Annotated in this window: 13 protein-coding genes and 2 tRNA genes; 12 read left to right on the top strand and 3 right to left on the bottom strand. The window is 71.5% G+C overall.

The genetic code is table 11. The features are described 5' to 3' along the window. The first annotated feature begins 103 nt into the window (after positions 1 to 103). Together ACH4E8_RS10410 and ACH4E8_RS10415 are read left to right on the top strand one after the other, a co-directional pair. The gene (locus ACH4E8_RS10410; RefSeq protein ID WP_398446397.1) at positions 104 to 877 is read left to right on the top strand and encodes an ABC transporter ATP-binding protein; all 774 of its coding nucleotides are present in this window, start codon (positions 104 to 106) and stop codon (positions 875 to 877) included. Beyond that, on the top strand, positions 877 to 3,426 hold the full coding sequence (locus tag ACH4E8_RS10415; protein ID WP_398446399.1) for an FtsX-like permease family protein: 2,550 nt from the start codon (positions 877 to 879) through the stop codon (positions 3,424 to 3,426). The genes ACH4E8_RS10410 and ACH4E8_RS10415 overlap by 1 nt, the downstream gene beginning before the upstream one ends. On the opposite strand, the gene ACH4E8_RS10420 is transcribed toward ACH4E8_RS10415, so the two are convergent. Then, positions 3,362 to 3,811 carry a nuclear transport factor 2 family protein gene (locus ACH4E8_RS10420; protein ID WP_398446401.1) on the bottom strand — a complete coding sequence of 150 codons (450 nt, stop codon included), beginning with the start codon at positions 3,809 to 3,811 and terminating at the stop codon, positions 3,362 to 3,364. The genes ACH4E8_RS10415 and ACH4E8_RS10420 overlap by 65 nt on opposite strands. A gap of 90 nt (positions 3,812 to 3,901) precedes the next feature. On the opposite strand from ACH4E8_RS10420, the gene ACH4E8_RS10425 reads away from it, so the two are divergent. Then, the gene (locus ACH4E8_RS10425; RefSeq protein WP_398446403.1) at positions 3,902 to 4,609 is read left to right on the top strand and encodes a TetR/AcrR family transcriptional regulator; all 708 of its coding nucleotides are present in this window, start codon (positions 3,902 to 3,904) and stop codon (positions 4,607 to 4,609) included. Positions 4,610 to 4,759: 150 nt separating this feature from the next. Next, positions 4,760 to 4,954, top strand: coding sequence for a hypothetical protein (locus ACH4E8_RS10430; protein ID WP_398446405.1), 195 nt, complete (start codon positions 4,760 to 4,762; stop codon positions 4,952 to 4,954). 77 nt (positions 4,955 to 5,031) lie between these two features. Here the strand turns inward: ACH4E8_RS10430 and ACH4E8_RS10435 are convergent. Next, positions 5,032 to 5,105: transfer RNA gene (locus ACH4E8_RS10435), tRNA-Gly, on the bottom strand. Between the two features lie 170 nt (positions 5,106 to 5,275). On the opposite strand from ACH4E8_RS10435, the gene ACH4E8_RS10440 reads away from it, so the two are divergent. From ACH4E8_RS10440 to clpX, 5 genes are all read left to right on the top strand, one after another. Then, positions 5,276 to 5,352, top strand: a tRNA-Pro gene (locus tag ACH4E8_RS10440). A 210-nt stretch (positions 5,353 to 5,562) separates the two neighbouring features. Then, complete coding sequence (gene tig, locus ACH4E8_RS10445; RefSeq protein ID WP_398446407.1) at positions 5,563 to 6,975, top strand: trigger factor; 1,413 nt, start codon at positions 5,563 to 5,565, stop codon at positions 6,973 to 6,975. A gap of 248 nt (positions 6,976 to 7,223) precedes the next feature. Further along, positions 7,224 to 7,838: an ATP-dependent Clp protease proteolytic subunit gene (locus ACH4E8_RS10450; protein WP_398446409.1), complete on the top strand. Its 615-nt coding sequence runs from the start codon at positions 7,224 to 7,226 to the stop codon at positions 7,836 to 7,838. Between the two features lie 80 nt (positions 7,839 to 7,918). Then, complete coding sequence (locus ACH4E8_RS10455; RefSeq protein WP_398446411.1) at positions 7,919 to 8,593, top strand: ATP-dependent Clp protease proteolytic subunit; 675 nt, start codon at positions 7,919 to 7,921, stop codon at positions 8,591 to 8,593. Positions 8,594 to 8,740: 147 nt separating this feature from the next. Then, positions 8,741 to 10,024 carry an ATP-dependent Clp protease ATP-binding subunit ClpX gene (gene clpX / locus ACH4E8_RS10460; protein ID WP_361970332.1) on the top strand — a complete coding sequence of 428 codons (1,284 nt, stop codon included), beginning with the start codon at positions 8,741 to 8,743 and terminating at the stop codon, positions 10,022 to 10,024. A gap of 87 nt (positions 10,025 to 10,111) precedes the next feature. On the opposite strand, the gene ACH4E8_RS10465 is transcribed toward clpX, so the two are convergent. After that, a complete protein-coding gene (locus ACH4E8_RS10465; protein ID WP_398446413.1) occupies positions 10,112 to 10,816 on the bottom strand; it encodes a hypothetical protein in 705 nt (234 codons plus the stop codon). Positions 10,817 to 10,825: 9 nt separating this feature from the next. Between ACH4E8_RS10465 and ACH4E8_RS10470 the strand changes: the two genes are divergently transcribed. The 3 genes from ACH4E8_RS10470 (at position 10,826) to ACH4E8_RS10480 (ending at position 15,567) form a co-directional block, all read left to right on the top strand. After that, a complete protein-coding gene (locus tag ACH4E8_RS10470) occupies positions 10,826 to 11,203 on the top strand; it encodes a hypothetical protein (protein WP_398446415.1) in 378 nt (125 codons plus the stop codon). A gap of 120 nt (positions 11,204 to 11,323) precedes the next feature. Further along, positions 11,324 to 13,945 carry a valine--tRNA ligase gene (locus tag ACH4E8_RS10475; RefSeq protein ID WP_398446417.1) on the top strand — a complete coding sequence of 874 codons (2,622 nt, stop codon included), beginning with the start codon at positions 11,324 to 11,326 and terminating at the stop codon, positions 13,943 to 13,945. A gap of 455 nt (positions 13,946 to 14,400) precedes the next feature. Continuing rightward, entirely contained in the window at positions 14,401 to 15,567 is a 1,167-nt protein-coding gene (locus tag ACH4E8_RS10480) for a sensor histidine kinase (protein WP_398446419.1), read from the top strand. Positions 15,568 to 15,601 lie beyond the last annotated feature (34 nt).

Genomic DNA, 15,601 nt, shown 5'->3' on the forward strand with positions numbered 1-15,601 from the left:
CCCCACCCCCGATCCGCCAGCAGCCGCCATGGCCGCAGGGCCCCGGCGATCCGTAGCGTCGACGTTGTTGACCTGCACGGACGTGAATGGGGTGGCGGAGAAGATGAAGGACGTCGCAGCGGTGGAACTCCGCGGCGTACGACGCCGGTACGGACGCGGCGCGAGCACGGTGCACGCCCTGCGCGGCATCGACCTGACCCTGCCGCACGGCACCTTCACCGCAGTGATGGGCCCCTCCGGCTCCGGCAAGTCCACCTTCCTCCAGTGCGCGGCCGGACTCGACCGCCCGTCCGAGGGCTCCGTGCGCCTCGCCGGCACCGAGATCACCGGGCTGAAGGAGCAGAAGCTGACCGTGCTGCGGCGCACCCGGCTCGGCTTCGTCTTCCAGGCGTTCAACCTGCTGCCGTCCCTCACCGTCGAGCAGAACGTGCTGCTGCCGCTACGGCTCGCCGGGCGCCGCCCGGACCGCGCCCGCGCCGCGGACGTCCTGGCCCGCGTCGGCCTCGCCGACAAGGCGCGCCGCCGCCCCACCGAGCTCTCCGGCGGCCAGCAGCAGCGCGTCGCCCTCGCCCGCGCCCTGGTCACCCGACCCGACGTGATCTTCGCCGACGAGCCCACCGGCGCCCTCGACACCACCACCGCGGGCGAAGTGCTCGCCCTGCTGCGCTCCGCCGTGGACGACCTCGGCGCCACCGTCGTCATGGTCACCCACGACCCCGCCGCCGCGGTCCACGCGGACCAGGTCCTCTTCCTCGCCGACGGCGCGATCAGCACCAGCCTCGCCGGCGCCGACTCCGCGACGATCGCGGCCCACATGACGGCGCTCACCGCCCGCACGGGTGCCCCGCACTCCGGCCACGTGACGGCGGCAGCCTGATGTTCCTGCCCAACGGCCTCGCCCGCGCCGCCGTCCGCTTCCGCCCCTCCGCCTTCGCCGGCACCTTCGTCGCCCTGCTGCTCACCGCGGCCATCGTCTCCGCCTGCGGCATCATGCTGGAGACCGGCCTACGGGTCTCCCTGCCCGCGCAGCGGTACGCGGGCGCGCCCGTCGTCGTCGCGCCCGACCCGCTCGCCCGGATCACCGTCGGCAGCGGAGACGAGCAGTACGACGCCACCTCCCAGGTCCCCGGCACCGCCCGCCTCGACCGCTCCCTCGTCGAGCGCACCGCCGCCGCGCCCGGCGTCGCCTCCGCCGTCGGCGACGTCACCTACCCCGTGCGCATCGACGACACGACGCTCACCGCCCAGGGCTTCGGCGCGGCCCGGTTCACCGGGGTCGAACTGACCGCCGGCCGGGCGCCCGGCGCCGACGGCGTGGTCATCGGCGGCCCGGACGCAAAGCCGCGCCCCGGCGAGAGGATCACCCTCGAAACTCCCGCGGGGCCGCGCGCCCTCACCGTCTCCGGACGCACCGACACCCCCGGCGCCTGGCTCGCCGACCCCACCGCCGTCGCCCTCTCCGGGCACCCGGAGCAGGTCGACGCGATCGCCGTCGAGCCCGCCCCCGGCACCTCCGCCGCCCAACTCAAGAAGCAGCTCAAGAAGCAGCTCAAGGAGGTGTACGGCACGGCGGACGGCGCGCCCCGCGTCCTCACCGGCGACGCCCGGCGCACCGCCGAAGACGCCTCGGTCGCCGAGGCCCGCGGCTTGCTCGAAGGCATCGGCGGCTCCTTCGGCGGCATCGCCACCATGGTCGCGGTCTTCACCGCCTCCGCCACCGTCACCCTCTCCGTCGGCCTGCGCCGCCGCGAGTTCGCCCTGCTCCGGGCGATCGGCGCCACCCCGCGGCAGATCCGGCGCAGCATCGCCACCGAGGCGATGCTGGTCGCCCCGCTCGCCGGCGCCCTGGGCTGCCTGCCCGGGATCGCCCTCGCCTCCTGGTGGTTCGGCCAACTCGGCGACCGCGGCGCGGTCCCCGACGGCATGGAGCTGACGATCTCCGCCCTGCCGCTCGCCATCGCCGCCGGCACCGTCGTCCTCACCGCCCTGATCGCCGGCTACGCAGCCGCCCGTCGCCCCTCGAAGATCGCCCCCGGACAGGCGCTGACCGACGCGTCAGTGGAGCGCCTGGGCTTCGGCTGGATCCGTACGCCGCTGGGCCTCGGCGCGCTCGCCGGCGGCGTGGCCTTCTCCTCCGTGGCCGCCGGCGAGTCCGGCGAGGACGCGGCGAACGCCGCGCTCGGCGTCGTGATGCTCTTCCTGCTCGCCGTCGCCTTCCTGGGCCCCTACCTCGCCAAGGGGTGCACCGCGCTGCTCGGCCTTCCGCTGCGCGCTGCCGGTGCCGCCGCGTCCTTGGCCGCCGCCAACGCCCTCGCCAACGCACGGCGGATGGCGTCCGCCATCACCCCCATCGCGCTGGCGATGGCCTTCTCGTCCGTGCTGGTCTTCCTGCACACCAGCACCGACCGGGCCACGGAGGACCAACAGCGCGCCGGCGTCCTGGCCGACCTCGTCGTCACCGGCGCCGACGGGGGAGTGCTCCCCGTGGACGCCACCGACCGCGCCGCCGCCGTCCCCGGAGTCTCCGCAGCCGTGTCCCTGCTGCGCACCTCCGTGATGGTCCCGCTCCACTCCGGTGGGCTGTACCTGTCCACCGCGACCGCGCAGGGCGTCGACGGCCGCCCCGCCGACCTGGCCCGGGTGCAGGACCTCGGCGTACGGGAGGGCTCGCTCGCCGCCCTCGCCCCGGGCACCGTCGCCGTGGACGCGGCGCTGGCCGACTCGGCGCGGCGCGACCTCGGCGACGACCTGAAGTACCGCCTCCCCGACGGCACCCCGGCGACCGCCCGGATCGTCGCCGTCTACGAACGGGGGCTCGGCCTCTCCCAAGTGACGCTGCCCGCCGCCACCCTGCGGGCGCACGCCCCCGCCGCGTACCCCACCGAACTTCTGGTGCGGGCCGAGTCGACCGCGGCCGCCCCCCTCGCGGCCCTCGGCACCGTTCAGGACCGCGCCGGCTACGCGACCGCGCAGGACGTCGATCGAGAGCTGAACGCCTGGGCGAACAAGACCATGGCCGCCGTGCTCGGTGGCTTCGCCGCGGTCGCCGCCGCGAACACCCTGGTGATGACCGTGCTGGACCGCCGCCGTGAGCTGCGGATGCTGCATCTGATCGGCTCCACCCGCCGCCAGGTGCTGCAGATGATCCGCTGGGAGGCCCTGCTCGTCACCGGCATCGGGCTCGCGCTGGGCACCGCCATCGCCCTGGCCACGCTGATACCCATGGTCAAGGGCCTGACCGGCGAGTCCCCGCACGTCCCGCCCCTGGTGTACGGCTCCTTCGTGGCCGGCGCCGTGCTCCTGGGCCTGGTCTCCACCGCCCTGCCGGCCCGCGCCGCGCTGCCCCGCGGCCCGGGCGAGGTCAGCCCCCGTCGACCGTCGCTGCGTCTGCCGGGTCCGCTGCGTCGACGCGGCGCGTTCGACTGAGGACGTGCGCCTCGCGCATCCGCCCGTCCGGCGCGAAGCGCCCGAAGAAGTGCACGTCGCTCACGGTGTCGCCCTTCCGGCCGGTCACGTGCAGGGTGTACCGCGCGGCGAGCAGATCGCCGTCCACCAGGGCGTCGTGCACCTCCATCCGGCTGGCGAGCACGTTCTTGCGCACCGGCCGCAGATGGGCCGTCAGCTTCTCCCGGTCGATGACGTTGCCGTCGGCGACCTGGACGAAGCCGGGCTCGTGGAAGCGGTCGACGATCGCACCCGGGTCGTCCCCGCTGTGCAGGATCTCCTCGGTGAAGGAGGTGTAGAAGTCGGCGATGAACCTCTTCGGGGCGTCCTGGAAGTGGACCTGGAGGTCGTTCTGGAAGTGCGGCATCAGGGCTCCTGTCGACACGGGGACGCCGGCGGTCCCGTCGGCGGGGGTTAAAGTAGGCACCCCGCCAAAACTTTGACAAGGCTGTAAGAGATGACGGACTCATCCGGGGCGGTGCACCGCCCCGCGGCCCAGCGCGCCGAGCGCACCACCGCGCCCGGCGCGGCGCCCGCCGGTGCCCGCCCCCGGCGCGCGGACGCCCGTCGCAGCAGGGCGGCCGTGCTGGACGCGGCGGTCCGGGTGCTGGGCGAGCGCCCCGAGGCCGGCCTCGGGGCCGTCGCCGCCGCCGCGGGCGTCACCCGGCAGACGATCTACGCCCACTTCGCCTCGCGCGAGGGCCTGCTCGCGGCCGTCGTCGACCACGTCACCGAGCAGGCCGTCGTCGCCATGGACGCCGTCGACCTCGACGCGGGACCGGCCGCGGACGCCCTGCTGCGGCTGCTGGACGCCGCGGCCCGGAGCACCGGACGCCACCCGGAGTTGGTCCGGGCGATCAACTCCCTGCCCGCGAGCCCCGAGGAGGACCGCGATCGGCACGTCCCCGTCGTCGACCGGATCGCCCGGGTCGTCCGACGCGGACAGGACGCCGGAGAGTTCACCGCGGACCTGCCGACCACCTGGCTCACCACCGTCGTGATCGCCCTGGCCCACACCGCCCACGGGGAAGCCGGGGGTGGCGGAATGACGGCGGCCGAGGCGAACGCCGCCCTGCACGTCACGGTGCTCCGCGCCCTCGGCGCCGACGGCAACTCACCGCCGGCTTCCCCTTCTTCGTCCGCCAGCCGGCCCAACCCTGCCTGAAGCGCGATCGGATGGCTTGATTCCGCTTCCGCTCAATTGTCACCGGGGCGCATGAACAACGCCGTTGGTGGCACGATGTCCCCGAGGCGGAGGCGTGCGTTCCGGTACGGCCCGAGCCGGCGAGGCGACCGACCGAGGGTGTGATCAGTAGTGGCCATTTCGCTGTCCGTGGTGCTCTTGCTGGGCGTCGTCCTGGTGGTGCTGATGCGGTCGGGCTCGCTACGGGCGGGACCGGCCGTCACCGCGGTCCTCTTCGGCTTCTTCCTCGCCTCCACCGGCATGGCCCCGCAAATACAGCGCCTGCTGGACTCCGTCGCCAACAGCATCAGCGGCCTCCAGTTCTGAGCCGCCGGGCTCGGCAGGAACGGAGAACGGCCCGGGCCCGGTCGCAGATCGCGAACCGGGCCCGGGCCGTTCCTCCATGGAGCGGGCGACGGGAATCGAACCCGCGTAGCTAGTTTGGAAGACTAGGGCTCTACCATTGAGCTACGCCCGCAAGCACCGCGTACGGTGCGACGCACCGCAGGTCCGCGGCACGAAGAGCATCGTAGCGGGTCGCGGCCGGCGGACGCACACCCGATTCCCGCACACCCGAGCGCACACCCCGTACACGTACTAACCGGCAGCCGTACTGCCTGCGAACATGTACCCTACGTGTCGCACCGACGGGGTGTGGCGCAGCTTGGTAGCGCGTCCGCTTTGGGAGCGGAAGGTCGTCGGTTCGAATCCGGCCACCCCGACCACCGTCCTCACCGCCCCACAAGATCGCGTTGTGGGGCGCATCGTGCTTACAGCTACTATGCAAGCTGCGTGCCCGCGTGTCCGCACACGGAAGAGCGGCCTAGGCGCCCCAGCCGAGGGGACAGGCAGCGAAGCGGGCCGATCGGCCGGCCCGCGCCTTCGTGCGGGAACGCAGCATGACCCCAGTATTCAGCCACCAAGGAGACCGAACCGTGAAGAGCGCCGTGGAGACCCTGAACCCGACCCGGGTTCGGCTCACTGTCGAGGTGCCCTTCGAGGAGCTCAAGGACAGCCTCGACGCGGCGTACAAGAAGATCAACCAGCAGGTCACGGTCAAGGGCTTCCGCAAGGGCAAGATCCCGGCCCGCGTGATCGACCAGCGGTTCGGCCGTGGTGCGGTGCTGGAGGAGGCCGTCAACGACGCGCTGCCGAAGTTCTACACCGAGGCCATCAACGAGGCGGAGATCAACCCGCTCGGTCAGCCCGAGGTCGACATCACGGAGCTGAAGGACGGCGAGACGCTGAACTTCACCGCCGAGGTCGACGTCCGCCCCGCCATCGAGATCCCGGACTACTCCGGCATCGAGGTCGAGGTCGACGCGGTCACGGTCAGCGACGAGGACGTCGACAAGTCGGTCGAGCAGCTCCGTGAGCGGTTCGTCACCACCAGCCCGGTCGAGCGCGCCGCCGAAGACGGCGACGTCATCACCGTCGACCTGGAGGCCAAGGTCGAGGGCGAGGTCCTGGAGGACGGCGTCGCCGACGGCGTCTCCTACACCATCGGCTCCGGCGAGCTGCTCGACGGCATCGACGAGGCCGTGAAGGGCCTGGAGGCCGGTGGCGAGGCCACCTTCACCTCCCAGCTCAAGGGCGGCTCCGCCGCGGGCAAGGACGCCGAGGTCACCGTGAAGGTCACCGCGGTCGCCGCCCGTGAGCTCCCCGAGCTCGACGACGACTTCGCCCAGCTCGCCAGCGAGTTCGACACGCTGGAGGAGCTGCGTGCCGACAGCCGCAAGCGCCTGGAGAACATGAAGGCGTACGACCAGGCCACCCAGGCGCAGGAGCGCGTCCTGGAGGAGCTGCTGAAGCTGGTCGAGATCCCGATCCCCGAGAAGCTGCTCGAGGAAGAGGTCAACACCCGCAAGCACAACCTGGAGCACCACCAGCTCGGCCAGATGGGCCTCGACCTCGCGAAGTACCTGGAGATCCAGGGCAAGACCGAGGAGGAGTTCGACGCCGAGACCCGCGAGCAGGCAGTCAAGGGCATCAAGACCCAGTTCGTCCTCGACGAGCTGGTGAACACGGAGAAGCTGAACGTCAACCAGGAGGAGCTCACCGAGCACCTCATGCGGCGCGCCGCCTCCTCCGGCATGAGCCCGGACCAGTTCGCCAAGGCCGTCGTCGAGGGCAACCAGGTCCCGATGCTGGTCGGCGAGGTCGCCCGCGGCAAGGCGCTGGCCCTGGTCGTCGAGGCCGCGAAGGTCGTCGACACCAACGGTGAGGTCGTCGACCTCGACGACGACGCCGACGACGAGGCCGCCGAGGGCGAGACCGTCGAGGCCGCCGCCGAGGACAAGGCCGACGAGAAGGCCGCTGACAAGGCCGACGAGAAGCCCGAGGCGTAACGCGCCGAGGCCGGCCCCGGGCCGGCCCGCCGCACGCCAGCGAAGGCCCGGACGCACCCGCGTCCGGGCCTTCGCCGTACTCGATCCCCGGCCATGACCTTGCGCTCCGAGCGAACAGTTCGGGAACCGGGATGGCGTTGTCCGACCTGCGCGTTAGGGTCCATGAGTACGAGGGCAGGGGAGTACCCGCCCCCGGCTACGAAGACGCTGAGACGGCGGGCAGCCGTCAGAGACGAGCAGGTGGACACGTGACGAATCTGATGCCTCAAGCCGCCAGTGAGCCGTCCCTCGGTGGCCTTGGTGACCATGTCTACAACCGACTGCTCGGCGAGCGGATCATCTACCTCGGCCAGCAGGTCGACGATGACATCGCGAACAAGATCACCGCGCAGATGCTCCTCCTCGCGGCCGATCCGGAGAAGGACATCTACCTCTACATCAACAGCCCCGGCGGCTCGGTGACCGCCGGCATGGCGGTGTACGACACGATGCAGTTCATCCCGAACGACGTCGTCACCATCGGCATGGGCATGGCCGCCTCCATGGGGCAGTTCCTGCTCACCGGCGGCACCGCCGGCAAGCGCTTCGCCCTGCCGAACACCGACATCCTCATGCACCAGGGCTCCGCCGGCCTCGGCGGCACCGCGTCCGACATCAAGATCCAGGCCGAGTACCTGCTCCGCACCAAGCAGCGCATGGCGGAGATCACCGCCCGCCACTCCGGGCAGACCGTCGAGGCGATCCTCCGCGACGGCGACCGCGACCGCTGGTTCACCGCGGAGGAGGCCAAGGAGTACGGCCTCATCGACGACATCATGTCGTCCGCGTCGCACGTCCCCGGCGGCGGCGGCACCGGCGCCTGAGCGCCCGCGCGCTCTCCCGGCCCGCAGGGCCCAGAACGGGCCCACCCCGACAGCGAACCGTTGTGCAGTACGCCACCAGGATGGTGAACACCCCAATGACCAACCTCTCCGCCAGCGGCCTCTACACCGGCCCGCAGCCGGACAACCGCTACGTCGTCCCCCGTTTCGTCGAGCGCACTTCACAGGGCGTGCGCGAGTACGACCCGTACGCCAAGCTCTTCGAGGAGCGCGTGATCTTCCTCGGCGTGCAGATCGACGACGCCTCGGCCAACGACGTGATGGCGCAGCTGCTGTGCCTGGAGTCGATGGACCCCGACCGGGACATCTCGATCTACATCAACAGCCCCGGCGGCTCCTTCACGGCGCTCACCGCGATCTACGACACGATGCAGTTCGTGAAGCCCGACATCCAGACGGTCTGCATGGGCCAGGCGGCGTCCGCCGCGGCCGTGCTGCTCGCCGCCGGCACCCCCGGCAAGCGGATGGCCCTGCCGCACGCCCGCGTCCTGATCCACCAGCCCTCCTCGCAGACCGGCCGCGAGCAGCTGTCGGACCTGGAGATCGCGGCCAACGAGATCCTGCGCATGCGTCAGCAGTTGGAGGAGATGCTGTCCAAGCACTCCACCACGCCGCTGGAGAAGGTCCGCGACGACATCGAGCGCGACAAGATCCTCACCGCGGAAGACGCCCTGCAGTACGGTCTCATCGACCAGATCGTTTCCACCCGCAAGAGCACGGCGGCGGCTGCCGCCTGACCCGGTGCCTTCCGGCTTGGCGCGGTCCACGACAATGTGAACCGCGCCAAGAGGGGCCCGAACGAGGGCTCCGGCAAGGTACCGTCGGATATGAGGCACCAGGAGCAGGCTGCACCAAGCCGCTCCCAGGCGAAGGGGAAGCACCTCGTGGCACGCATCGGTGATGGCGGCGATCTGCTCAAGTGCTCGTTCTGCGGAAAGAGCCAGAAGCAGGTGAAGAAGCTCATCGCAGGCCCCGGTGTGTACATCTGCGACGAGTGCATCGAGCTCTGTAACGAGATCATCGAGGAGGAGCTCGCGGAGACCTCCGAGGTGCGCTGGGAAGAACTTCCCAAGCCCCGCGAGATCTACGAGTTCCTGGAGGGCTACGTCGTCGGGCAGGAGCCCGCGAAGCGCGCCCTCTCCGTCGCGGTCTACAACCACTACAAGCGCGTCCAGGCCGGCGAGAACGGCGGCGTGCAGGGCCGGGACGACGCGATCGAGCTGGGCAAGTCGAACATCCTCCTGCTCGGTCCCACCGGCTCCGGCAAGACCCTGCTCGCGCAGACGCTCGCCCGGATGCTGAACGTCCCCTTCGCGATCGCCGACGCCACGGCGCTCACCGAGGCCGGGTACGTCGGCGAGGACGTCGAGAACATCCTGCTGAAGCTCATTCAGGCGGCCGACTACGACGTCAAGAAGGCCGAAACCGGGATCATCTACATCGACGAGATCGACAAGGTCGCCCGTAAGAGCGAAAACCCGTCGATCACCCGCGACGTCAGCGGAGAGGGCGTCCAGCAGGCGCTGTTGAAGATCCTGGAGGGCACCACCGCCTCGGTGCCGCCGCAGGGCGGACGCAAGCACCCGCACCAGGAGTTCATCCAGATCGACACGACGAACGTGCTGTTCATCGTGGGCGGCGCGTTCGCCGGCCTGGAGAAGATCATCGAGTCCCGCGCCGGCGCCAAGGGCATCGGCTTCGGGGCCACGATCCGCTCCAAGCGCGAGATCGAGGCGAGCGACCAGTTCCAGGAGGTCATGCCGGAGGACCTGGTGAAGTTCGGGATGATCCCCGAGTTCATCGGCCGTCTCCCGGTCATCACCTCCGTGCACAACCTCGACCGCGAGGCGCTGCTGAAGATCCTCGTCGAGCCGCGCAACGCCCTGGTCAAGCAGTACCAGCGGCTGTTCGAACTCGACGGCGTCGAGCTGGACTTCGACCGCCCGGCCCTGGAGGCCATCGCCGACCAGGCGATCCTGCGCGGCACCGGCGCCCGGGGGCTGCGCGCCATCATGGAGGAAGTCCTCCAGTCCGTGATGTACGAGGTCCCGTCCCGCAAGGACGTCGCCCGCGTCGTCATCACGGCGGACGTCGTCCGCGACAACGTGAACCCGACGCTGGTGCCCCGGATCGTGAAGAACGACGGCCGGCACGAGAAGTCGGCGTAGGCCACCGCCCGTCGGCCGCGCGGCCGTTACGGCACGAAGGAGGGGGCGCCCCGCACGGGGCGCCCCCTCCTCGCTGTCAACCGGAGGTCAGGACACCTTGGTGCGCGAGGTGTTGTAGAGCTTCGCGGCCAGATCGGCGAGCTTGTCCTGGGCCAGCGGCGGGCCCGGCTTCTCGCCGCCGTCCAACTGGGCGACCGCGGCCATGTCCATGTGCATCACGACCACGAGCGTGCTGTAGTCCGCCCACACGCACATCGGGACCTCGAAGGGCTCCTTCTGCGAGGCGTCCTTCGCGTTCTGGCACTTCATGACCGCGCCCTTGAAGTCCGCGGGCTCGTACGACTTGGCGCTGCCCTGCAACTGGACGTCGTCCTCGCCGCCGTTGCTGGCTTCCTTGCGCACGATGTCGAAGAAGCCGTCGACGGCCTTCTCCGGGTCCTCGACCTCGCCCCAGAACCCGGTCATCACCAGCGTCTTGCCGGTGCTCGGGTCGTCCCCGCTGCGGTAGGCGGCGCCGGCCTGGTTGGGGTTCTTGATCCCCATGGCCTCGGCGTCCTTGCGGTCGCTGTCCTTCATCTCCTTGTCGTTCGACTCGCCGCTCATGCGCTTGAAGTCGCCGACGGAGGCGGGCGGGGTCAGCTTGTAGCCCTTGGTGCTGTCCGCGACGCCGGAGCTGCCGTCGTCCCCGCTGAACAGCAGGTAGCCGCCGCCGGCTATCACCGCGAGGGCGAGCACCGCGGCGCCGACGATCAGACCGGTCTTCTTCTTCGACCCGCCGGGCGGGGGCGGCACCTGGCCGGGGTGGCCCGGCTGCTGCCCGTACGGCCCCGGCTGCTGCGGCTGGCCCCACTGGCCCGGCTGCTGCGGCTGACCGGCCGGCGGATAGCCCGGCTGCTGGCCGGGCTGCGGGGGCTGGCCGTACGGTCCGGGCTGCTGTCCCTGCTGCGGGAAGCCGTACCCCGGCTGGGCACCTTGGGGGTCCGCCTGCGGATACCCGTAACCCGGGGCGCCGGGCTGACCGGGCGGCTGCTGCGGGAAGCCGTAGCCGGGCTGCGGCTGCTGACCCGGCTGCGGCGGCTGCCCGTAGGGACCCGGCTGCTGTCCGTACGGTCCGGGCTGCTGGGGCTGCCCGTCGTACGGGCCCGGCTGGTTGTGGCTCATTCCTCAGTTCCCCCTTGAAGGCTTTATCTGGCTCTGACATCCTCACCCACGCGTCCGTGCGGCGGGGCGACGGGGGTCACACCGTTACCGAACCTTCCCGTTTCTGTGCGGGCCCGTGACACCCCTAAACTGAGGCGCGTGACCGAGAACACTCAGCAGCAGACAGCCACCACCCCCGAACTGCCGACCCAGTACGCGCCGGCCGAGGTAGAGGGGAAGCTGTACGAGCGCTGGGTAGAGCGCGGTTACTTCGAGGCGGACGCGAAGAGCGAGAAGCCGGCGTACACCGTCGTCATCCCGCCGCCGAACGTCACCGGCTCGCTCCACATGGGCCATGCCTTCGAGCACACCCTGATCGACGCCCTCACCCGCCGCAAGCGCATGCAGGGCTTCGAGACCCTGTGGCAGCCCGGCATGGACCACGCCGGCATCGCCACCCAGAACGTCGTCGAGCGCGAACTCGCCAAGGAGGGCAAGTCCCGCCACGACCTCGGGCGCGAGGCGTTCGTCGAGCGCGTGTGGCAGTGGAAGGCGGAGTCCGGCGGCCAGATCCAGGGCCAGATGCGGCGCCTGGGTGAGGGCGTCGCGTGGAACCGCGACCGCTTCACCATGGACGAGGGCCTGTCCCGCGCCGTGCAGACCGTCTTCAAGCGGATGTACGACGAGGGGCTGATCTACCGCGCCGAGCGCATCATCAACTGGTGCCCGCGCTGTCTGACCGCCATCTCCGACATCGAGGTCGACTACCAGGACGACGAGGGCGAGCTGGTCTCGCTGAAGTACGGCGAGGGCGACGAGACCCTGATCGTCGCCACCACCCGGGCCGAGACGATGCTCGGTGACACCGCGGTCGCCGTCCACCCCGACGACGAGCGGTACGCGCACCTGATCGGCAAGCGGATCAAGCTCCCGCTGACGGACCGTTCCATCCCGGTCGTCGCCGACACCCACGTCGACCCCGAGTTCGGCACCGGTGCGGTCAAGGTGACGCCCGCGCACGACCCGAACGACTTCGCCATCGGCCAGCGCCACGGCCTGGAGTCGATCGAGGTCCTCAACGAGCGCGGCATCATCACCGTGCACGGCCCCTTCGAGGGGCTGGACCGCTTCGAGGCCCGCTCCGCGATCGTGGCCGCGCTGCGCGCCGAGGGCCGCATCGTCGCCGAGAAGCGCCCGTACACCCACTCCGTCGGCCACTGCTCGCGCTGCCGCACCACGCTGGAGCCGCGCGTCTCGCTCCAGTGGTGGGTGAAGGTCGCCCCGCTCGCGCAGGCGGCGGGCGACGCGGTCCGCGACGGGCGGGTCGCCATCCACCCCGCCGACATGACCCAGCGCTACTACGACTGGGTCGACAACATGCACGACTGGTGCATCTCCCGGCAGCTCTGGTGGGGCCACCGCATCCCGGTGTGGCACGGCCCGAACGGCGAGATGGTCGCCGTCGGCCCGGACGAGCAGCCCCCGAGCGGCGAGGGCTGGTCGCAGGACCCCGACGTCCTCGACACCTGGTTCTCCTCCGGCCTGTGGCCCTTCTCCACCCTCGGCTGGCCCGAGCAGACCCCGGACCTGGCGAAGTTCTACTCCACCGACGTCCTCGTCACCGGCTACGACCTGATGTTCTTCTGGGTCGCCCGGATGATGATGTTCGGCCTCTACACCATGGACGGCCAGCCGCCGTTCCGCACGGTCGCCTTCCACGGCATGGTCCGCGACGAGTTCGGCAAGAAGATGTCGAAGTCGGCAGGCAACACCGTCAACCCGCTCGACTGGATGGACGCGTACGGCTCCGACGCCGTCCGCTTCACCCTGGCGCGCGGCGCCAACCCCGGCACGGACGTGCCGATCGGCGAGGACTGGGTCCAGGCGTCCCGCAACTTCGCCAACAAGATCTGGAACGCCACCCGCTTCGCGCTGATGAACGGCGCGACGGTGGAGGGCGAGCTGCCCGCGCCGGAGCAGCTCACCGCGGTGGACCGGTGGATCCTGTCCCGGCTGAACAAGACCGTGGCCGAGGTCGACGCGCACTACGACGACTACCAGTTCGCGAAGCTGTCGGACGCGCTGTACCACTTCGCGTGGGACGAGGTCTTCGACTGGTACGTCGAGCTGTCCAAGACCACGTACTTCGCCGGCGGCGAGCAGGCGAAGGTCTCCGCGCGCGTCCTCGGCGAGGTGCTGGACGTCACCCTGCGGCTGCTGCACCCCGTGATGCCGTTCGTCACCGAGGAGCTGTGGACGACGCTCACCGGGCGCGAGTCCGTCGTCGTCACCCAGTGGCCCGCGGACAGCGGTTTCCGCGACGAGGCGGCGGAGCGCGAGATCGAATTGGTCCAGCGGGTGGTCACCGAGGTCCGCCGGTTCCGCTCCGACCAGGGCCTCCAGCCGGGCCAGAAGGTCCCGGCGCAACTGGAGGTGACTGGTACGCCGCTCGCCCCGCACGAGCCGGCGATCCGCCAGCTCCTGCGGCTCCAGCCGGCGGGCGACGGCTTCCAGGCGACGGCGACGCTGCCGGTCGCGGGGGCGAGCGTGGCGCTCGACCTCTCCGGCGCGATCGACGTGGCGGCGGAGCGGAAGCGGCTGGCGAAGGACCTGGCTGCGGCGGAGAAGGAGAAGGCGCAGGCGGAGGCGAAGCTCGGCAACGAGGCGTTCTTGGCGAAGGCGCCGGAGCCGGTGGTGGGGAAGATCCGCGCGCGGCTCTCCGCGGCGGAGTCCGACATCACCCGCATCTCGGCGCAGCTGGAGACCCTCCCGCCGGCGTAGCCCCTGCGGGCCGCGCCGCGGAGGCCCTACCCGCCGTAGCGCCGGGGTAGCGTCGGCCCCTGCGGGTTCCGCTGTGATGAACCTACTCGCCGTTTCCCCCGCGGGAGCGTTGGTCTCCGCGGCCCGGCGGATGGCTTGTCGCGCAGTTCCGCCCCCTGTGCCCTGCGGGCACGGGGGGACCCCCAGCGCCCCTGTTTCGCTGCCCCAGCCTTTGTCTGCGGGCCGAGGGCAGAGGCTTTTAGGGGCGCGCGGAACTGCGCGAACAAGCCCCACCGGGCCGCGGAGACCAACGCTCCCGCAGGGTTACGGCGGGCTTGTCGGGGACGCGGTCCACCCGCAGGGGCAAGCGCATCCGCAGGGGGACGGCGAGGGCACTACGGGTGCGGGGCACCGCAGTAGGTGGCCCGCGTCGACCCCCGCTCAGCCCGCCCGGAGGGCCCCCGCATCATGGGGGGATGCTCGCGCCCGCTCGGTACGCCGTACTCCGCCTCCTCACGGCGGCCCGCACGCGCACCCCGAACTGGCCCGGCTCCCCCCGCGCCCTGGACGTCGTCGCCGCGCTGAGCTGCTTCTCGCTCATGGTGCTCGACGTGCCGGGGCTCGCCGACGCCGACAACTCGCTCACCGGGCTGACCGCCACCCTCGTGCTCGCCGCCGGCGCGGTGACGCTGGTGGTGCGGCGGCGGGCGCCCTGGGTGCCGTACCTCGTCGCGCTCGTCCTCCTCGGCTGGCTGCACGAGCTGACGCTGATCCAGTTCGCGCTGTACTCCCTGGGCCGGTTCCGCGGGCGCGCGGCCGGCGTCGTCGCGACAGTGGGGTACGTCGCCTGGTCGTACGCGATGTTCCACCTGCCGGGCTGGCCCGAGCACCGTGCCGACACGCTCAGCGGCTTCCTGGGGCTGATCGTGCCGATCGGGGTGCTCGCCGCCGCCGTCGGCATCGCCGCGTACCGGCAGGACCTGGTGCGCGAACTCGCCGCGCAGCGGGCGTGCGCCGCCGTGTCGCAGGCCGTGCAGGAGGAGCGGATCTCCGTCGCGCGGGACGTGCACGACCTCGTCGGGCGGGAGCTGACCGTGCTCGCGGTGCGGGCGGAGGTGCTCGCCGCGAGGGCCCGCGGCGGCCCCCACCTCAAGGACTTCGAGGAACTCGCGGACACCGCCCGCCGGGCGCACCTGATGCTGAACGACACCATCGTGCACCGCGCCGACGAGCGGACCGCGACCCCCGGCCTCGAAGGGCTGACCGCGCTCGCCGCGGAGAGCGAACGGATGGGCAGTCCGGTGGCGCTGGAGATCTGCCCGACGGCGCACCGGCTCTCGCCGCTGCGGCAGACCGCGGTCTACCGGGTGGTGCAGGAGTGCCTGACGAACGCGGCCAAGCACGCCCCGGGCGAACGCGTCACCGTCGCGATCGGCCTCGACGGCGCCCGGCTGCGGGTGACCGTGCGCAATGCGCTGCCCGCCGCGGCTCCGGTGACGGAGCCGGTCTCCAGCGGCACCGGCACGTCCTCGATGCGGGAGCGGGTCACGGCGATGGGCGGCACGCTGACCGCCGGCGCGCACGACGGCGCGTACGAGGTCGTCGCCGACCTCCCCGCGGGCCGTCTCCCGGCCCGACCGTGAGCCCCCGGGCGCCGGCCGCGGCCCGGACTCTAGA

Source organism: Streptomyces sp. NPDC017979 (assembly GCF_044328175.1).
Lineage (GTDB): Bacteria > Actinomycetota > Actinomycetes > Streptomycetales > Streptomycetaceae > Streptomyces.